General features: G+C 57.4%; 15 protein-coding genes and 2 pseudogenes. 13 read left to right on the forward strand and 4 right to left on the reverse strand.

The genetic code is table 11. From position 1 onward, the window contains the following. Positions 1-9 precede the first annotated feature (9 nt). From DA792_RS00890 to DA792_RS00915, 6 genes and pseudogenes are all read left to right on the forward strand, one after another. Entirely contained in the window at positions 10-1,104 is a 1,095-nt protein-coding gene (locus tag DA792_RS00890; protein ID WP_107717564.1) for an ABC transporter ATP-binding protein, read from the forward strand. After that, positions 1,104-1,985 carry a carbohydrate ABC transporter permease gene (locus tag DA792_RS00895; protein WP_107717566.1) on the forward strand — a complete coding sequence of 294 codons (882 nt, stop codon included), beginning with the start codon at positions 1,104-1,106 and terminating at the stop codon, positions 1,983-1,985. Before DA792_RS00890 ends, DA792_RS00895 begins: the two co-directional genes overlap by 1 nt. 86 nt (positions 1,986-2,071) lie before the next feature. After that, positions 2,072-2,851, forward strand: coding sequence for a carbohydrate ABC transporter permease (locus DA792_RS00900; RefSeq protein ID WP_107717567.1), 780 nt, complete (start codon positions 2,072-2,074; stop codon positions 2,849-2,851). Next, positions 2,851-3,252 (forward strand): DUF2160 domain-containing protein, encoded by a 402-nt coding sequence (locus DA792_RS00905; RefSeq protein WP_107717571.1) that lies wholly within the window; start codon positions 2,851-2,853, stop codon positions 3,250-3,252. The genes DA792_RS00900 and DA792_RS00905 overlap by 1 nt, the downstream gene beginning before the upstream one ends. Positions 3,253-3,325: 73 nt before the next feature. Then, positions 3,326-5,049 (forward strand): annotated as a pseudogene (locus DA792_RS00910) (ABC transporter substrate-binding protein). Between the two features lie 92 nt (positions 5,050-5,141). Beyond that, the gene (locus DA792_RS00915; RefSeq protein ID WP_107717573.1) at positions 5,142-6,935 is read left to right on the forward strand and encodes a thiamine pyrophosphate-binding protein; all 1,794 of its coding nucleotides are present in this window, start codon (positions 5,142-5,144) and stop codon (positions 6,933-6,935) included. 177 nt (positions 6,936-7,112) lie between these two features. On the opposite strand, the gene DA792_RS00920 is transcribed toward DA792_RS00915, so the two are convergent. Together DA792_RS00920 and DA792_RS00925 are read right to left on the reverse strand one after the other, a co-directional pair. Next, positions 7,113-8,663, reverse strand: coding sequence for a DHA2 family efflux MFS transporter permease subunit (locus DA792_RS00920; RefSeq protein WP_107717574.1), 1,551 nt, complete (start codon positions 8,661-8,663; stop codon positions 7,113-7,115). Between the two features lie 4 nt (positions 8,664-8,667). Further along, positions 8,668-9,720 carry an HlyD family secretion protein gene (locus tag DA792_RS00925; protein WP_107717576.1) on the reverse strand — a complete coding sequence of 351 codons (1,053 nt, stop codon included), beginning with the start codon at positions 9,718-9,720 and terminating at the stop codon, positions 8,668-8,670. Positions 9,721-10,000: 280 nt separating this feature from the next. Here DA792_RS00925 and DA792_RS00930 point away from each other — a divergent pair, with 280 nt between their 5' ends. From DA792_RS00930 to DA792_RS00940, 3 genes are all read left to right on the forward strand, one after another. Continuing rightward, positions 10,001-10,702, forward strand: a complete 702-nt coding sequence (locus DA792_RS00930; protein ID WP_107717578.1) for a TetR/AcrR family transcriptional regulator — start codon at positions 10,001-10,003, stop codon at positions 10,700-10,702. Between the two features lie 351 nt (positions 10,703-11,053). After that, a complete protein-coding gene (locus tag DA792_RS00935; RefSeq protein ID WP_107717580.1) occupies positions 11,054-13,462 on the forward strand; it encodes a membrane-bound PQQ-dependent dehydrogenase, glucose/quinate/shikimate family in 2,409 nt (802 codons plus the stop codon). Between the two features lie 7 nt (positions 13,463-13,469). After that, positions 13,470-14,132 carry a TetR/AcrR family transcriptional regulator gene (locus tag DA792_RS00940; protein ID WP_107717582.1) on the forward strand — a complete coding sequence of 221 codons (663 nt, stop codon included), beginning with the start codon at positions 13,470-13,472 and terminating at the stop codon, positions 14,130-14,132. Between the two features lie 49 nt (positions 14,133-14,181). Here the strand turns inward: DA792_RS00940 and DA792_RS00945 are convergent, their stop codons facing one another. Both DA792_RS00945 and DA792_RS00950 read right to left on the reverse strand, forming a co-directional pair. After that, on the reverse strand, positions 14,182-14,826 hold the full coding sequence (locus tag DA792_RS00945) for a TetR/AcrR family transcriptional regulator (protein ID WP_107717584.1): 645 nt from the start codon (positions 14,824-14,826) through the stop codon (positions 14,182-14,184). 98 nt (positions 14,827-14,924) lie between these two features. Continuing rightward, a pseudogene (locus tag DA792_RS00950) lies at positions 14,925-15,868 on the reverse strand (nucleoside hydrolase). 97 nt (positions 15,869-15,965) lie between these two features. Here DA792_RS00950 and DA792_RS00955 point away from each other — a divergent pair. The 4 genes from DA792_RS00955 to DA792_RS00970 all read left to right on the forward strand — a co-directional run bounded on the left by DA792_RS00955 (position 15,966) and on the right by DA792_RS00970 (position 19,702). Then, a complete protein-coding gene (locus tag DA792_RS00955; protein WP_107717586.1) occupies positions 15,966-16,961 on the forward strand; it encodes an isopenicillin N synthase family dioxygenase in 996 nt (331 codons plus the stop codon). Positions 16,962-17,030: 69 nt separating this feature from the next. Beyond that, positions 17,031-17,882 (forward strand): transporter substrate-binding domain-containing protein, encoded by an 852-nt coding sequence (locus DA792_RS00960; protein WP_107717948.1) that lies wholly within the window; start codon positions 17,031-17,033, stop codon positions 17,880-17,882. Between the two features lie 64 nt (positions 17,883-17,946). After that, the gene (locus DA792_RS00965; RefSeq protein ID WP_199908055.1) at positions 17,947-18,903 is read left to right on the forward strand and encodes an amino acid ABC transporter permease; all 957 of its coding nucleotides are present in this window, start codon (positions 17,947-17,949) and stop codon (positions 18,901-18,903) included. Next, positions 18,896-19,702, forward strand: a complete 807-nt coding sequence (locus DA792_RS00970) for an amino acid ABC transporter ATP-binding protein (protein ID WP_107717588.1) — start codon at positions 18,896-18,898, stop codon at positions 19,700-19,702. The genes DA792_RS00965 and DA792_RS00970 overlap by 8 nt, the downstream gene beginning before the upstream one ends. Positions 19,703-19,844: the final 142 nt, after the last annotated feature.

Consider the following 19,844-nt stretch of genomic DNA (forward strand, 5'->3'; position numbering starts at 1 on the left):
TCTGACATCATGGCAAAAATTACCCTTTCCAATCTGGCGCACAGCTATTTCCCCTACCCTCGGGGCGAACAAGACTATGCGCTGAAAACCATCGACCTGACTTGGGATGACGGCGGTGCCTATGCGCTTTTGGGGGCGTCGGGGTGTGGGAAATCTACACTTCTCAACCTCATTTCGGGTCTGCGGCGGCCCAGTCAGGGGCGCATTCTGTTCGGTGAAAACGATGTGACAAACGCGCCAACGGCCGAACGCAATATCGCGCAGGTGTTCCAGTTTCCCGTGGTCTACGACACCATGACCGTGCGCGAAAACCTTGCTTTTCCGCTGCGCAATCGCGGCATGAAAAAGGACTATATTCAGTCGCGCGTCGATCAGGTGGCACAGATGATCGGCATGGAGGACACGCTCTCGCGAAAGGCGCGTGGCCTGACGGCGGATGCCAAGCAAAAGATCAGCCTTGGGCGTGGCATGGTGCGCGAGGATGTGAATGCGATCCTGTTCGATGAACCGCTGACCGTGATCGACCCTCACCTGAAATGGGAACTGCGCACGCAGTTGAAAAAGCTGCATCAGGACTTTGGTCATACGATGATCTACGTCACCCACGATCAGACCGAGGCGCTGACCTTTGCCGATAAAGTGGTGGTCATGCATGACGGGCGCATCGTGCAGGTGGGCACCCCCGAGGAACTGTTCGAACGGCCTGCGCACACATTTGTAGGGTATTTCATCGGATCTCCGGGGATGAACCTTCTGGATGCCGCCATCGACGGGAATGTCGCGCGCATCGGCGACCATGAAGCGCCGCTGGGTGGCACGTTTGGCCATCTCACCGGGCGCACGCAGATCGGCATTCGTCCTGAGCATGTGACCCTCAGCAAAACCGACGGACTGCCCGCCACCATCCTGCGTGTCGATGACGTGGGCCGTCACCGCATTTTGCGGGCTGACGTGGCCGGCGCGCCCGTGGCCGTCGTTTTGCCCGAAGGCGCGGAGCTACCCGCAGACACCTGTCGCCTCATTTTCCAGCCGGAAAAGATAGGCGTCTTTGCCGACGATTGGCGCATGACCCCGGAACATCCCCAAGACAGGAGTGGCTCGTAATGCTCAAGACACAAAACAACAAGGCATGGTTTCTGGTGCTTCCGGTGCTGCTGCTTGTCGGATTTTCGGCGATCCTGCCCCTGATGACGGTGGTGAACTATGCCTTCAACGACACCTTTGGCAACAATGCGTTTTTCTGGGCGGGTTTGGAATGGTTCCGCGAGGTGATCCGTTCAGAGCGGATGCACGATGCCCTGCAACGCCAACTTATCTTTTCGGCAATCATCCTGGCGATTGAGATTCCGCTGGGTATTGCCATTGCCCTGACGTTGCCGAAACGCGGCGTTTGGGCCAGCCTGACCTTGGTGCTGCTGGCGCTGCCCTTGCTGATCCCATGGAACGTGGTTGGCACAATCTGGCAATTGTTCACCCGTGTCGACATCGGCTTGCTCGGCTCGACATTGGTGGCGTTGGGGGTTGATTTCAACCTTGGGCGCGACGCAATAGACGCTTGGGCGACGCTGATCGTGATGGATGTCTGGCACTGGACCTCGCTTGTCACGCTGCTGTGTTACGCTGGTCTGCAATCCATTCCAGAAGCCTATTACCAAGCGGGCCGCATTGATCAGGCCAGCCGTTGGGCCGTGTTCCGGTACATCGAATTGCCCAAGATGCAGGGCGTGTTGCTGATCGCTGTGCTGCTGCGCTTCATGGACAGTTTCATGATCTACACCGAACCTTTCGTCGTCACCGGCGGCGGCCCCGGTTCGACCACGACATTCCTGTCGGTCGATCTGGTGAAGATGGCAATTGGTCAGTTCGACCTCGGTCCCGCAGCCGCCTTCAGCCTGATGTATTTCCTCGTGATCCTTTTGATTTCATGGGTGTTCTACACCGTCATGACAAATCTCGACCAAGAAAAAGAAGAGGTGCCGGAATGACCGTTCTCGACCCGACCTTAACCATAGCGACCCGTTCGAGACGGCGGCGCGACACTACGAAACTTCACAAGACCGCGTCGCGCGGGATGCTGATCCTTTACATCTTGTTCCTGCTGGTGCCGATCTACTGGCTGGTCAACATGAGCTTCAAGACCAATGCCGAGATCCTGTCGGGCGTGTCCTTGCTGCCGCAAGACTTCACATGGCACAACTACGTTGTCATCTTCTCTGACAGTACGTGGTACATGGGCTACGTCAATTCGCTGATCTACGTGCTTTTGAACACGCTGATCTCTGTGACGGTGGCGCTGCCTGCGGCCTATGCATTCAGTCGCTACAGCTTCATGGGCGACAAGCACCTGTTCTTTTGGCTGCTGACCAACCGGATGGCCCCCGCTGCGGTGTTTGCCCTGCCGTTTTTCCAGCTCTATTCCAGTGTCGGCCTGTTTGACACGCATATCGCGGTGGCGCTGGCGCATTGCCTGTTCAACGTCCCTCTCGCGGTCTGGATCCTCGAAGGTTTCATGCGCGGTGTCCCAAAAGAAGTGGACGAGACCGCCTATATCGACGGTCACAGCTTTGGCGGCTTTTTCCTCAAGATCTTCATGCCCTTGATTGCCAGTGGGATCGGCGTCGCCGCGTTCTTCTGTTTCATGTTCTCATGGGTCGATCTTCTGATCAGCCGCACGCTGACGTCGGTCGAGGTCAAAACCATCGGCGTCGCCATGACGCGCACGTCCTCGGCCACCGGCCTTGACTACGGTGTGCTGGCCGCGGCCGGGGTTCTCACCATCATTCCGGGCGCTTTGGTGATCTGGTTTGTCCGCAACTACATCGCAAAGGGCTTTGCCCTGGGGAGGGTGTGATGCGCACGACCCGTTGGATCACGATTTATACCATTCTGACCGTTGTCATGGGCGGCTCCCTTGGGGCGCTGATCCTGTCGGTGCCGCGCAAGGATGGCGCACTGGATTGGACCGGGCAAATGATCGCGGGCGGCTGGATGGCCTGGTCGTTCCCCGTGGCCCTGTTCTTTTGGACCATCGCCGGTCTGCTCATCCTGTTCACGGTTTTGGCGGTTCGCTTTCCCGAAACGCCGCGCCTTGGCGCGCTGCGGATCGAAACGACGCGCGGCGACCGGCTTTTCATCACTTTGCTTGGCTCGGCCTTTATCAATCTGGCCTGGCTGGGACTGAGCGACCTTGCTCAGTGGGGCGCTTTTGTCCCCTGCCTGATCTACGCCTTTGCGGTGTTCCGCTGGCTTTGATCCGGCCTGACCGGGTGTTGCGCGCCGCGTGTGCGCAATGCCGCCAAACTAGAAATCTTCAGGGAGGAAGAAAATGAAACTTAACTTTAAATCCACCACGGCGGTGGTCGCGGCGTTGGCGTGTTTCGCAAGCCCGTCCTTCGCCGACATGGAGGCGGCAAAGGAATTCCTGGACGCTGAGATTGGCGATCTGTCCAGCCTCAGCCGGGCGGAACAAGAACAAGAAATGCAGTGGTTTGTCGACGCCGCCGCCCCCTTTGCTGGCATGGACATCAAGGTCGTGTCGGAAACCATCGACACCCATATCTTTGAATCCAAGGTTCTGGCCGAGGCGTTTACCAAAATCACGGGCATCAACATCACCCACGACTTGATCGGCGAAGGTGATGTTGTTGAAAAGCTGCAAACCCAGATGCAGTCCGGCGAAAACATCTATGACGCCTATATCAATGACTCCGATCTGATCGGGACGCATTGGCGCTATCAACAGGCGCGCAGCCTGACCGACTGGATGGCGAATGAGGGCAAGGATGTCACCAATCCCGGTCTTGATCTGGCCGATTTCATCGGGACTCAGTTTACCACTGGCCCTGATGGGGAACTCTATCAATTGCCTGACCAACAATTCGCGAACCTGTACTGGTTCCGGTACGATTGGTTCAACGACGACAAGAACAAGGCCGATTTCAAAGCGAAATACGGCTACGATTTGGGTGTTCCCGTCAATTGGGCCGCCTATGAGGACATAGCCGAATTCTTCACCGGACGCGATCTGAGCCATATGGGTGTCGAAGGCGAAGTCTTTGGCAATATGGACTACGGGAAGAAAGATCCTTCGCTTGGCTGGCGCTACACCGATGCGTGGATGTCCATGGCAGGCATGGGCGATGTGGGTGAACCCAATGGTTTGCCCGTCGATGAATGGGGCATTCGTGTGAATGAGAAGTCCCAGCCCGTCGGTGCCTGTATGACGCGTGGTGGCGCGACCAATTCCCCTGCGGCGGTCTATGCTGTGGACAAGGCGATCAAGTGGCTCAAGGACTACTCCCCGCCCTCCGCCCAAGGCATGACATTCTCTGAGGCGGGTCCGATCCCGGCGCAGGGCAATGTGGCGCAGCAAATGTTCTGGTACACCGCCTTTACGGCTGCGACGGTTCTGCCCGACCTGCCTGTGATGAACGAGGATGGTACGCCGAAATGGCGCATGGCCCCCTCGCCGCACGGTGCCTATTGGGAAGACGGCATGAAGGTCGGCTATCAGGACGTGGGGTCCTGGACGCTGATGAAATCCACTCCCGTGGATCGCGCCAAGGCGGCGTGGCTCTATGCACAGTTCGTCACCTCGAAAACCGTGGACGTAAAGAAAGCGCATGAAGGGCTGACCTTTATCCGCGAGTCCACAATTCAGCACCAGAGCTTCACCGATCGCGCCCCAAACTTGGTGGCCTGGTGGAATTCTACCGCTCGCCAGCCCGCACCCAGTGGTCGCCGACGGGCACCAACGTGCCTGACTATCCCAAACTGGCACAGCTGTGGTGGCAGAACATCGGTGACGCCATGTCCGGCTCCAAATCCACGCAAGACGCCCTCGACGGCCTTTGCGGCGATATGGAATCGGTTATGGCCCGTATCGAACGCTCGGGCGTTCAGGGCGACATCGGTCCCAAGATGAACCCCGAACAAGGTGCCGAGTATTGGCTGGAACAGCCGGGCGCACCCAAGCCCAAACTCGCAAACGAGCGCCAGGAACCCAAGACCGTCGCTTATGACGAGATGATCAAATCCTGGAGCAAATAACCCCTGCGACCCGGCGGTTATGCGCCGCCGGGTCGGTCCACCCTGAAACCCGGTCGGCCGCTATGGCACCGGAACCTTTTGGAGAAACTCATATGACTGATCCCAAGCCCCATATCGGCGACCTCGTGGCTGAAATGCTTGCAAAGTCCGGCGTCGAATATGTTTTCGGTATGCCGGGCGGGCAAACCACGGCCCTGCATGACGGAATTTCCCGACGCCAAGACCGGATTAAACACATCCTGATGCGCGACGAACGCAACGCCGCCTATGCCGCCGACGGCTATGCCCGGATCACCGGCAAGCCCGGCGTGTGTGACGTGACGGTTGGCCCCGGTTCCAACCTATTGCCCGCCGGATTTCTTGAGGCGCTGAACGCCTCGATCCCGATGCTGGGCATCATCGGGGAATTGCCCCTGGACTGGTTGCCGCTGAAGGAAAAAGGCATCGCCAGCCAAGGTTACGATCAGCTCTCCTTTTTCAAGACCTGTTCGAAAGAGGCGTTTTTGGTGCCGTCCATCGCCGCCCTGCCGGAACTGATCCGCACCTCGTTGCGTATCGCCACCGCTCCGCGTCCCGGCCCTGTGGCCCTCATCATCCCGCATGACATCTTTGATGCGGATTGGGACATGGATACCCTGCTGACCAATGTCGATGATCGCAGCGTGCGCACGCCCTACCTGCGTTCGGTTGCACCGCCCAGTGAAATCGACAAGGCGATTGCCCTGATCAAAAAGGCCAAGCGCCCTGTCCTGGTCTGCGGCGGCGGTGTGCATGGCGCAGATGCCTGCGACGAGGTGACTGCATTTGCCGACCGTTTGGGCGCGCTGGTGGTCACCAGCCTGTCCGGCAAAGGGTCCGTGCCCGAAACTCGCGATTATGTGGCGGGCGTGCTCAATCCGCTTGGGTCTAAGGCGGCAATTGATCTGGTTCCTGAGGCGGATTTGGTGATCTGGTGCGGGTCCAAGGTCAGCCAGAACACCGGCATGAACTGGTCTTTGCCGACAGCGGAACAGGCCACCATAACCATCGACTTTGATCCGCTTGAACATGGCCGCACCTTCCGTCCGACAGTGCCGCTTTTGGGCGATGTGCGCAGCATGGTTCAGGCGCTGGATGCCGCCCTTGGCGAAAGCCGCGCCGATGCCAACCCCGAGTGGATGGCCCGCATTGCCGAGGTCAAGGCGGAGTGCGACAAACTCAAGGCCGTTGAAATGGCATCGGATCAAATTCCGGTCCTGCCGCCGCGCGTCATGGCCGAACTCGACAAACGCTTGGGTGAAAAGGACATTGTGGTCTCAGACGCGTCCTTTTCTGCCGGGTGGATTTCCGGCTATCTGCCCGCGCGCAAAACGGGGCGAAAATTCGTCTTTGCCCGCGGCCAAGGCGGGCTTGGCTATTCCGTTCCCGGTGCCATCGGCGTTGCGTCGGTCATCGAAGAGGGCGGGCACGTTGTGACACTGGCTGGCGACGGTGCCTTTTCCTACACCATTGGCGAGCTGGCCACGCAGGCGCAGTACAACATGCCGATCGTGAACATCGTCATCAACAATGGCACATTGGGTTGGATTAAGCTGTGGCAGGAAATCTTTTTCAAGAACCCGCAATCCTGCGCCCTGGAAAAGCAGGATTACGTTCCCGGATATGCAGCTGCGGCGGCGGGGCTTGGGCTGAAAGGCATCTATGTCGAAAAGCCCGATGACATCGGTAAGGCACTGGACGAGGCCTTTGCCCATGACGGGCCCTCGGTTGTCGAGGTGCGTATTGATGATCGTGCCACACCGATCCATTCCTTCAAGCGCCGTATGCGTGAACCCGAAGACAAGCCGCGTCCGCGGCCCGGCACGGTCTATAAGCTGCGCGAATGGAAAATCTCTCCGGATTTGTAAGGACGGTTCAGAAAATCATGTCGTTTGACGCGATGGACATTAAGGGCGGGGGATTTCCCCGCCCTTGGTTTGTTCTGTCACAGTAACATATTGGCAGAGAACCAGCGATCAGAGGGTCACTGTTGTGGGTGCACGCAGGTGAGAGTTTGCGCCTGTTCACAGCGTTGAAAGCATCCCTTAATGCGCTGCGCCGCTTACCCCTTTGCCCGGTTTGCGCATCAACAGAGCCGCCAAAGCCAAGCCGGCAAAAAGCACGGAGATCAACACAAAAATGTCGATGAAGGACATCACGGTCGCCTGCGTCTTCAGCCGCCCCGCCATTTGCACAAGCGCGCCCGCTTGACCGTCATACCCGCGTGCCGTCAAATTGGCTGCCATCATGTTGAGTTGGCGCATCGCTTCGCTGCTGGACCACGTGATCGCCTCGCTGAGCCGCGCGTAATGCAATTCCCCCCGGTTTGTCAGGATCGTGTTGATCACCGCAAGCCCCATCGCACCGCCAAGGTTTCGCATCAGGTTAAACAACCCCGATCCCCCCTTCATTTTGTCCGGGGATAAGGTGCTTAGTGCCAAATTGTTGATCGGCACCATGGACAGCATCAGGGACATGCCTCTGAGGATTTGTGGCCAAAGCAGTTCGTGAAAGTCCCAGTCGTCGGTCATGCCGGTCAACATCTTTGTTGACGCCGCAAAGCCCAAAAATCCAACAAGCAGCATCAGGCGCAGATCCACTTTGGAGGCCAGAAAACCGGCCAATGGAGCGGTCGCGAACATCGCGAGGCCAGAGACAAACACTGTCTCCCCAATCATCAAGCTGTCGTAGCCACGAATGGACGCGAGATAGAGCGGGTAGAGATAGGTCAGCCCGTAAAGGCCGATCCCCATGACAAAGCTAAAGGCCGATCCAATGGCAAAATTGACGTTGGTGAAGGCAGACAGATCGACGATCGGTTCGTCCCGCGTGAGAGCGCGCCAAAAGCTGACAACTCCGCCGACCACCATGATCACCGCAACACCCGCCACGGCCTGATCTTGGAACCAATCGTTGGACGCGCCTTCTTCCAGGACATATTCCAACCCGCCAAGGAACGCCGCCAAAGCGGCCAGACCCCACCAGTCAAAGCGGTGAAACAGCCGCCAGTTTGGGCGGTCAAAGTCGATGAGGAACAAAGCCCCAAGCGTCACCCCAATGCCCGGAATGACGTTGACCAAAAACAACCAATGCCACGACATGGTGTGGCTGAGATAGCCGCCCACGGTCGGCCCAACGGTGGGGGCCAGCGTGGCGATCAAACCGATCATGGGCGACACGATATTGCGCTTTGAGGCCGGGAAGATGGTGAAGGCGGCGGCAAAGACCGAGGGGATCATGCCACCGCCCAGAAACCCCTGTAAGGCCCGCCAAATGATCATTTCATTGATGCTACCGGAGGTCGCGCACAGAAAACTTGAAGCCGTAAAACCCGCAGCCGAGAGGGTGAACAGGGTTCTCGTCGACATCATCCGCGCAAGAAAGGCGGAGAGCGGGATCATGATCACCTCAGCGATGAGATAACTGGTCTGAACCCAGCTGATCTCATCGGGACTGGCGGCCAAGCCGGCCTGAATTTCGGCCAATGAGGCAGAGACAATTTGAATGTCGAGGATCGCCATGAACATACCGACCACCATCACCAAAAAGGCAGCGATGCGGCGCGGTGTTAACTCCGGTTCGACAGGGGCTGACATTGGTTTACTCGACGCTTGCAAGGGCGGTGTCGGTCTCCGGTGCTGTGCGGGTATCCACCGCCACCACTGCCGAAAGTCCGGCCCGAAGCTGGCCATTTGCCAATGCGTCAGCGGGGAGGGAAATACGAACGGGCACGCGTTGAACAACCTTGGTGAAGTTTCCCGTGGCGTTATCGGCAGGCAGCAAGGAAAACACGGAGCCTGTGGCCGGTGCGACGGACGCGACGGTTCCCTCAAAGGTCTGCCCCGACAGCGCATCTAAGCTCAGCTCTACCTTTGCGCCGGGCACGACGCCTGACATCTGGGTTTCCTTGAAATTGGCCTCGATATAGAGCGCATTGTTTGGAACCAGCGCGGCCAACCGTGTGCCCACAGAGACCAAGTCACCGATTTCCAGCGAGAGATTGGCCAATGTGCCGTCTGCGGGGGCATGCAGAACAGTCAAATCGAGATTTCTCTGGGCTTGCTCGACGGCCAATTCCAATTCGTGGCGGCCGCCCTCAGATTCTGCGCGTTGGGCAATCAACACATCGACTTCAGCTTTTGCACTGAGTTCTGCTGCGCGCGCTTTGGCCAAATTGGCGGTTGCTGTGTCGAAATTCTCGGTTGCGGTGTCAAGTTGGGCTTGGGTGCTCACCTTGCGTTCGGCCAAGCCACTGACCCGCTCAAGCGTAGAGGCGGCGGCGCGCAACTGCGCTTCTGTGGCGGCCCGTTCGGCGGCGGCACTCGTCACGGCAGCACGTGCCGCGGCGGTCTGTGCATCAATCCGGGCCAGAGTGCGCCCCGCCGTTTCCACCCGGCTCTTGGCCGTGTCCAGTGCAATGCGGTAATCGCCATCGTCCAGACGCAGCAAAACATCGCCAGCTTTGACATGGGCGTTCTCAGTGGCGGGAAGGTCGACAACATAGCCTGACACTTGGCTAGAAATCAGGGCGATATCGGCCTGAACATAGGCATCGTCGGTCTCGACCATAAAGCGTCCAACGGTCCAGAAATGATGGCCTTGGTAGGTTGCGCCCCCAATCACGGCCAAGGCCAAAACGGAAAGAACCGCCATTTTGCGGCGGCTCTTAGGCGGCGCATCTGAGGCGGCCGGGGGGGCGTCGGATCTACGGAGATGGGGTCAGGTCCCTCAGTGAGGGTCCCACGATCTGGCTTTGTCATTTTAATATCCTTCGTGTGCCATCATGTGTGCGCCAATGGCGTCGTCCAGTCGGATCAAGGCAGATCGGCAATCGAACTATGCGGTTCGATTGATGATATAGGGCGGGTGTGGGATGCGATCAAGGCTTTATCGAACCGACTGGTTCGATTATGGTCAAAACACGGAGGCGAGCATGACCACAGACAACGATCAAAAGACTGACCCCGACCCCGACCCCGCAGCCGGTTCCATGGCGAAATGCCGTCGCCATGCAGCAGGCGAAGATCCGGTAAAGCGCGACCAAATTCTCAAAGGCGCTATGAAGGAGTTCATGGAAAATGGGTTCGACGCGACCAGTATGAACGAGATTTGCCGCACGGCTGGGGTCTCCAAAGGCACAATTTACGTCTATTTTGCCGATAAGGTGGATTTGTTCGAAGCCCTGATTGCCGAAGAGCGCGACAAGATATTTGTGGGCATTGAGGCCCTGCTGGAAGAGGATATTCCACTTAAAAATAAGCTGACGTTGTTTGGCCAGAAGATGGTGGAAATCCTATGTTCGGATCGGGTGATCCGGTCGCAACGGATCGTTGCGGGCATCGTTGATCGGATGCCTGCGGTTGGCGCGCGGTTCTACGACTCGGGCGCAGTGCGGACACAGATGGCGCTGGCGGCTTTGTTTGAGCGCGAACACGCGGCGGGCCGTATTCTCATTCCTGATGCCAAGAGGGCGGGCGTCCAATTCGTCGAACTGGCCACTGCGGGCCTTTGGCGTGCGCGACTGTTCGGGAAAAGGACCACTGCTCCGACCTCTGAGGAGATGAATGTCACCGTAGAGGCGGCGGTGGATATGTTTTTGCGCGCTTATGGGGCAAGGCCCGAGCAAGAAGATTGATCTGATTTTAAGGGTTTATGGGATGTTTGGCGCGGGGACTTTGACGGCGCAAACGCATGGATCGACGCCTTGATAGACCAGAATATCGGAGTCTGTCACACCGGCCATTGTCGGCGCGTTCTTGAACGGCGGCTGCCTGCGCTCGTAGGCCCGCGAGTGTCACAGACAGGGGAGACGTGGCCTAAAGTTTCGATCGCGTTCAGCGGGGCCCTTCACTGTATACTGCCGCATATTGTCTTCCATTTGCGAGAATCTCGCGCTAATAGAACGGTACAGTATCGTTTCTTTATCGTGTCGCAGCGCACCGCAGCACGTCGACTCCGATGCGATAATTCTTAGTTTGGAGATAACATGGACAACAAAACGCACACTGGGGCCTCTGGCCCCGGCCCACTTCGTATTGTCTTGTGGCTATTGGGCGGGCTTTTGGCGCTCGCAGGCTTAGGACTTGCGTTGGGAGGGCTCAAACTCGTCTCCCTTGGTGGGAGCTGGTACTATTTGATCGCAGGTCTGGGTCTGGTCGCTGCGGGCATCCTTTATGTGACACGCAAACCGGCGGCGGCACTGGTTTTGGCCGCAGTGACTTTGGGCACCCTGGTTTGGGCGCTTTGGGAAGTGGGCGTCAATTTCTGGGGTCTTGTGCCACGCTTGGCCCCATTCCTCGTGATGGGGCTTGTCGCCGGAGTGATCCATCCGTCGTTGACCGGCGGGCGCTACCGTCGCCAAAGTTTTACTGTTGCGGGCCTTTTTGCCCTTGCCTTGATCTGGGGTTTCGCCGCCATGTTCAAACCGCATGGGGTGACCATGGCCCAAACGGTGCCACAGCTTGACGAGGTTGAACTTAAGAACGACGGCAGTGCGAATTGGGAGTTTTACGGCAACGACCCCGCAGGCACAAGGTTCGCGGCCTTCGATCAAATCAACACGGACAACGTGCATGACCTTGAGGTTGCGTGGACCTATCGGACGGGGGAGTTGGCCGAAGGCGCGTCAGAATCGCAAAACACCCCAAGCCAAATTGGCGACACAATTTACACCTGTACGCCCACATCCGAAGTGATCGCTCTGGATGCCGATAGTGGCGCTGAGAAATGGCGTCACCGAGAAGAGTTGAAAAACACCAAAACGGTGTGGAATCGTTGCCGCGGCGTAGGCTATTACGAGCCCGCTTCGGTGGCCCGTCCGTTTCCGATCGAGGGCGAAACTCATATCGCACCTGCTGCGGATGCGGCCTGTGCCCGTCGCATCATTCAGGTGACAATGGATGCCGATATCGTAGCACTTGATGCCGCCACTGGCATGCGTTGCACGAGCTTTGGCGACGAGGGCAAGGTGTCGATGATGACCGGCCTTGGTGATGTGACATTCGGTGCCAGTTTTTCCTATTCCTACACTTCGGCCCCGACGGTGATTGGCAATTTGATCGTCGTCGGCGGATGGGTCTTTGATGGCCGCGCCTTGGATGAACCTTCTGGCGTCATTCGTGCGTTTTCTGCCGACACCGGGGCGTTGGTTTGGGCGTGGGATCTTGGCAATCCCGAGATCACCAAACTGCCGCCCGAGGGCGAAACCTACACGCGTTCGACACCAAACATGTGGACCCATCCGGCCTTTGATATGGATTTGGGCCTTGTTTACTTGCCTCTGGGCAATCAACAGCCTGACTTCTGGGGTGGGGATCGTCCGGAACTGACCGACACATATTCGTCGGGTTTGGTGGCGCTGGATATTGCCACGGGACGCGAAAAATGGGTCTTCCAGAGCGTATATCACGACATTTGGGACTATGATCTTGCCTCCCAACCCTCGCTCTATGACATGCCGGACGGGACGCCTGCATTGGCTCTGCCCACCAAACGCGGCCAAATCTTTCTTTTGGATCGGCGCACGGGTGATCCGCTTGCGGGTGTCGAAGAACGCCCGGTTCCGCAGGAGGTCGCATATGGCGATTATGTCTCGCCCACCCAGCCCTACAGCACAGAAATGCCGACGTTTGGCACCGATGCTTTAACCGAACAGGACATGTGGGGTGCCACGTTTTTTGACCAACTGGCCTGTCGGATCGCGTTCAAAAAGCTCAATTATAAGGGTGAATTCACGGCCCCCCAACGTGAACCCACCCTGATCTATCCGGGCTATTATGGCGGTTTCAATTGGGGCAGTGCCGCATTGGACAAGCGCAGCGGGTATGTGTTCGTCAACGACATCCGTATGCCGCAGGTCGTGACTTTGCGCCCGGCTGAAGGCGTTGATTTTGACGCGTTGGTGTCTGGGCATGGCGTGGGGTCAACCTACCCGATGATTGGCACACCCTTTGTCATTGATCATGCGGCCTTCAATTCGCCGCTTGGCTTGCCCTGTAACGCGCCGCCATGGGGTGTGTTTGGTGCTGTCGATCTTAAGACGAAATCTCTGGTCTGGGAACGTCCGGCAGGCACTGTCAAAGATGTGCAAATGGGCGCGCGCCCTGTCGGCCTTTCGATCCCTTTGGGCATGCCCACTTTGGGCGGCGGCGTGGTCACCGCATCGGGTCTGGTTTTTTATGCCGGGACGCAGGATTTCTACCTGCGCGCCATGGACATCGAAACCGGCGAAGAGCTTTGGAAAGGCCGTTTGCCTGTGGGCGCTCAGGCCACTCCAATGAGTTACGTCTCGCCCAAGACGGGCAAGCAGTATATACTCATCGTTGCCGGGGGTGCGCGCCAGTCTCCCGTTCGTGGTGATTATGTGATCGCCTACGCCTTGCCAGATAAGAAGTAGCCCGCCTATGACAGACCCCCGCCGTCCCACCACCTCCAAAACATCCCGAGGTGCAACACGACGGCGGGAACTGCTTGTCGAGGCCGCGCGCATTTTTCTGCGTGACGGCTTGGATGGAACAAGTATGGATGTGATCGCCTCTGAGGCCGGGGCTTCAAAATCCACATTGTATCGGCATTTCGGCGATAAAGACGGGCTTTTGATCGCTGTGGTGCAATTCCTCTGCGCCGATTTCATCAAAGATATTGATCGCAGCCCAAAGCCGGACTGTGGCCTGCGCGAAGGATTGCGCGCGATCCTTTTGCAACTGGTACATGTGCTCTCAAAGCCCAGCCATCCCGATTTTTTCCGACTGATTGTTGCCGGGTCCCAACGCTTGCCACAAGTGGGCGAGGCGTGGCATGAACATGGCCCGCTGGTGTGGCACGACATGCTTGGCAAAGTCTTCGACGCGCAAATCCAATTGGGGGTTCTGCCGGACGATCTGGATTATAGCGACTATCCCGAAATTCTGTTTGACGCGGTGTTCGCCGATATGATCATTCGCACCGCCGTCCTTGGCAAAACTCAGGACGCGGATAAGGCACCCGGTCGCTATATCGACAAGTTGCTTGATGGGGTGGTGGCGGGCCTCGCCAGTCAGAGATCCGAGCGCGCGCAAGGGGTGTGAGCCTTGCTATTGACCGCCGCTTGGTGGCGGCTGTCAACGTCGCCCCGGCTTAAAGCACGCGAAGATGATCGGGTTGTTCGACCAAAGGTCCAAGCAGCACATCGCCAAAAATAGGCTGATACCTTTTACGGATGTCCTGATCTTCTTCAAAGGACAGGGCATATTGCCCGATCTGGTGGAAATAGGTGATGCGCGCCCGCACAGTGCTTTCGTCATCGGAATAGCCCATGGCCAAAAAGGCCCGGACCAAAAGATCAATGCGCAGAGTGTCGATGTCTTTGATTTCACGCGCGACGGCTGCATCTCTGCGAGACCATTCCCGCACAGCAAGGTCAAGGCGCGGGCTAAACGGCTTTTCGTCGACCCAAACATGGACAATGTCGCTAAAGAACTGGACGCCGTCGATGTCTTTGGCGTCCTGTAACTGTAGGAACGGGGCGCAATTTGAGGCCCGCCACAGATCCATGAGGCCGTCGTGAAGATCCTGCAAACTCGAAAAGTGAAAATAGAAACTGCCGCGGGTCACGCGAAGCAGGCGCGCGAGCCGATCAATCTTGACCGAAGAGATACCGCCGGTTTCAAACGCACCCCGCGCGGCGGCAATCCACGCCTCGCGTGAGAGTGTCTTGCGCCCTTTCGGGCGCTGAGGCGTATCTTCGGCGTTCCCTGCGGGGCTATCATCGAGATCAGACACATCACTCTCCTTTGTCTTGGAGTATACGGATGGCCAAGCCGGGCACAAGGTGTTGTGCCCTCCCTCAAGCTGAGCCGCGCATGCCTCTGAGTGACGGATTATGGCAGGCGGCCAATGCGCTCTGCCATAAGGGCAAAGAACGGTTCAGGATCAATCCGGCGCAGCACGTTGCAATTGCGCTCTTGGCCTGTGACATGCCACCAATCGACCACCGTCATGCCAATGGTGACGGGAGAGGAAATATCGACGGTCACATGGCATTGGCGTTGCTCAAAAATCTCAGGGTTTAACAAATAGCCGGTGACGCAAGCGTCATGGATCGGTCTGGCCTCAGTCGGGAATTTGTGGCTGCCATAGAGGCGGAAGAAATCGGCCAGGTTTGCGGCTTCGGCCGCGGTACGGCTACCGGTGTCACGCAAGCTGTTGATCCAACCCGGGGTCATCTGAGCCGTATAGGTACAGTCGATGCCCGCCATCGTGATCGGCACACCAGAGGCGTACACCTTATGTGCGGCGTGAGGATCGACAAAAATGTTGAACTCGGCGGCGGGCGTTGCATTGCCGCCCTCAAAGAACCCGCCCCCCATCGACACGACTTCGCGAATGCGCGGGATGATGCGGGGCTCCATGGTCATTGCCATCGCAAGATTGGTCATCGGCCCAAGTGTGCAGACCGTCAATTCGCCTTCGGGGCCGCCATGATGGTCCGGACCAGATAGTTGACCGCATGTTCGGATTGCGCGGCTGTTGTGGGCTCCGGTAAATCGGCACCATCCAATCCTGTTTCGCCGTGAATATTCTCCGCCGTGATCAGTTTGCGCAGGGTCGGCCCAGGGCAGCCCGCATAGACTGGAATGTCAGGCCTTTGTGCAAGTTCCAGAACTTTCAAAGCATTCGTGGTCGTGCGCGCCAAAGGGACATTCCCGCCAACGGTGGTGATGCCGATGACATCAAGCTCTTCGGGAGAGCCCAGAGCAAAGAGGATCGCGAAGGCGTCGTCCTGACCGGGATCGGTATCAATGATTATTTTTCTGGCTGCCATGATCCGATGAGTCCTTTTTTCTGATTATCTATTGCCGACTGCGCTTTGATATGTAGAAATACAGTACTGTATTGTACGTTCAAGTGGGAGTTCGAAAATGAATACCAATGATCGAGGGGATTTTTCCGAAATTCCGGTGCTGGACGTTGCGCCGCTTTACGGTACGGACCGTGAAAAAATTGCCGCAACCGCCGCACAGTTGTGCGATTATCTTGAGACTATCGGCTTTCTCTATGTGGTCGGGCATCAGGTCGCGGCGCACAGCGTCGAAGCGGTGCGCGAGGCGAGCAAGGCGTTTTTTGCTTTGCCTGAAGAGCAGAAACTTGACGTCAAAATTGACAAGAACTTCCGGGGGTATTTGCCCTTTGCCGGGTCAACCATCGTGACCTCATCGGTGGAAACCGTCAGCAAACCCAATCAAAGCGAGTCCCTCTTTTTCATGCACGAAGTCGCTGAAACCGACCCGCGTTGTCTGGCAGGCGATCCGTTGCAAGGACCAAACCAATGGCCCGCAGAGAACCTGTTGCCAAACTTTCGTCCGACCATTGAGCACTATGTCGACGGTATGAGTACGCTGGCCCGCAAGATGGTGGGCGCCATTGCCCTGTCGCTTGGGTTGCCCGGCGACAGTCTCGATGCACATTTCGAAGACCCGACAACCTTTCTGCGGTTGCTGCATTATCCGACACAGCCCAAAGAGGAGGGTCTGTTCGGCTCTGCCCCGCACACGGATTACGGTTTTATCACGCTGCTGGCGCAGGACGATGTCGGCGGGCTTGAGGTAAAGAACAAGGATGATGAATGGATCGCGGCCCCGCCGATCCCGAATGCGTTCGTGATGAACGTCGGTGATATTCTTGCGCGCTGGTCGAACAATCGGTTTGTGTCGACGCCGCACAGAGTGGTGAACTATTCAGGCCGGGAGCGCTATTCGCAACCCTTCTTTTTTGATCCGTCGATGGACGCAATGATTGAGACGATCGAAGCCTGCGTTCCGGTCGGAGAGACGCCAAAAGCCGGTCCCGTGCGCTATGGCGACTACCTCATGGAACGGATCGACAAAAATTACCATTATCGAAAAAAAGCGAGCTGAACCAACAGCCAACACCCCGCCGGAGCGGTCCAATTGGCCGTCTCCATCGCGCACAACATGGAGAAAGAGATGAACGATACGACCTTCACGGCGGCCGCCTTTTTGGCCCTCGCCGTCGCGGCCACGCCCAGCTTTGCTCAGACAGTGACCCCCAGTGATTCCGTTCGTGAAAGCGGATTGCTGTCGGTGGCAAACACGCTTGATTTCGCGCCGTTCGAATACCTTGATGAGACCGGTGAACAGACCGGGATCATCATTGAACTTGCAGGCGAGGTTGCGAATTTGGTTGGTGCAAAGCTTGATGTGCAGCGCACGCCCTTTCCGTCCATGATCCCCGGTCTCGCGGCGGGTCGGTTTGACATTGCTTGGGAAACCTTCTCGGCCACACCTGATCGGCTCAAACAGGTCGAGTTTGTGATGTTCCTGAAGGCGGGTGTTGCCGCGTCAACTCTGCCGAGTCTGGTCGATACGTTCTCTGGCGATCATCCTTTGTGTGGCAAACGCGTCGGCGTGTCCGCAGGCAGTGCCTCTGATTTCCTTGTGGACGAATTGAATGTCGCCTGTGCGGACAACGATCTGGAACCGATCCAAAAATCTGTGTTCAATTCTTCAACCGATATTGTTCAGGCAGTCATGTCCGACCGGGTCGATGCCCGGATGGATGATGCAACCGCATCGAGCTATTTCGAAGTGACCAGCAAAGGACAACTCGTCGTCTTGCCCACGCTCTATAACGTCGCGCCGCTTGGCTTGGCGGTGAGCAAAGGCGACAGCGCAACCGCCGAGATGATGGTCAGCGCGCTTGAAACCCTGTTTGAAAACGGCACGTATCAAGGCATCCTTGAGTCCTATGGTATGGGAGCCTACGCCATTGACGCGCCCTACCGGGTCGACAGCATGGACGATTTGCGCGAGCAATAAGCGCCATAACACCCGGCCCGTCAGGTCGGGTGTCCACATCTCTACCAAAATGAGGGCATAGGTGGTGACCAGACCGGCTCAGCCAGACGCACAGGGGCAGAAGACCCAAATCCATGGGGTAGATGCCCTGACCGTGGTTCCGAGGCGCAATGACGCGATCTGGATTGGCACTGTTGTGGTGTTGATCCTTGCGGCGCTGATCCTCAAAGCCTTTGCCAGCAATCCGGCTTTCGCCTGGGGTACAGCCTGGGGCTATATGTTCCACCCGTCGATCCTACGCGGCCTTGGCAACACGTTGCTGCTCACCGTTTTGATCATGTCGGCGGCCACGATCATTGGCACTGCCGTTGCGATCATGCGTGTGTCGCCAAGTCCCATTTTACGAACCTTCGCCGGTGTTTATGTCTGGTTCTTTCGCGGGGTGCCGTCGCTCATCCAATTGATCTTTTGGTTCAACCTGTCTCTTTTGGTGCGCGAAGTTTCCCTGAGCTTGCCGTTCTTTGGCGAAATCTTCTCGGTGCGTACCAATGATGTCATGACGCCGTTTCTCTCGGCTGTGGTGGCGCTCGCGCTCTGTGAGGCGGGCTACATGGCCGAGATCATCCGGGCGGGCATCAAATCCGTGCCCTCTGGTCAAGCGGAAGCCGCCCGAGCGCTCGGCATGCCGTATCGCAAAATCCTAAGACAAATCATCCTGCCGCAAGCGATGCGGTTTGTTGTTCCTCCCACCGGGAATGAGGCGATCAACCTGTTGAAAATGACATCGCTTGTGACCTTTATCGCCGTCGATGATCTGTTCTATTCGGCCCAAAGCATCTACGCGCGCACCTTTGAAACCATCCCGCTGCTGATCGTCGTCGCCGTTTGGTATCTTGCCGTGGTCAGCATCATGTCCGTCGGACAGTTTTACATTGAGCGATATTTTGGTCGTAGCGACAGTGGCCGCGATCCGGAGGCTCTTTTGTCCATTCTGTCGCGCGGTCTCTTTTTGGGGCGAAAAAAGGAACGCAACAATGTCTGAGGCCCGCAAGATGAATGCAGACCGGTTTGGCGTGCCCGAAGAGTCGATGATTTTTGCGCGCAATGTGCGCAAGACGTTTGGCGCTTTAGAGGTTCTGAAGGGTGTCGACCTTGATGTGCCAAAGGGCTCGGTCGCCTGTATCATCGGCCCGTCCGGGTCGGGAAAAAGCACCTTTCTGCGCTGTATGAACCACCTCGAAAAGCTCACGGGGGGCCTTATTCTCGTTGATGGGGATTTCGTCGGCTACGATTTGGTGGGGGATAAGCTCTACGAACTAAAGGAAAACCAACTGTGCCGTCGTCGTGCGGAAATTGGCATGCTTTTCCAATCGTTCAATCTGTTTTCACATATGACGGTGATGGAAAACCTGATCCAAGCCCCGGTTCAGGTGCGGGGTACAAACGTGGATCAGGCGAAAGAAGAGGCCGCCGCCTTGTTGGCCCGTGTCGGCCTGTCCGACAAAGAGGCCGCCTATCCGCGCCAACTGTCTGGCGGTCAACAGCAACGTGTCGCCATTGCCCGCGCGCTGGCGATGAAGCCGAAAGTTCTGTTGTTTGATGAACCGACGTCGGCGCTTGATCCTGAACTCGTCGGAGAGGTTCTTGGCGCGATGCGAGATCTCGCCGAAAGTGGGATGACGATGGTTGTCGTGACCCACGAAATCGCGTTTGCCCGTGAGATTGGCGATCAGCTTGTGTTCATGGACCAAGGTCAGATTGTCGAACGTGGCAATCCGCGAGAGATGATCAGCGCCCCGCAATCACCTCGGACACGGGAATTCCTGTCGCGTGTGCTTTGAGGGCTGGGTCGTCCCGGTGGTCGCCTCAGAGTGAGACCCGCCGCTGTGGTGGATCACAGGGCTTTGTCACAAATCTTTTGGCGAAAACTGCCGCCGTGCCACGCGCATTGTCCTTCGCAGGACAGGGCGCGCCCCTGATTTA

The sequence above is a fragment of the Celeribacter baekdonensis genome, assembly GCF_003047105.1.
Classification (GTDB): Bacteria; Pseudomonadota; Alphaproteobacteria; order Rhodobacterales; family Rhodobacteraceae; genus Celeribacter; species Celeribacter baekdonensis_B.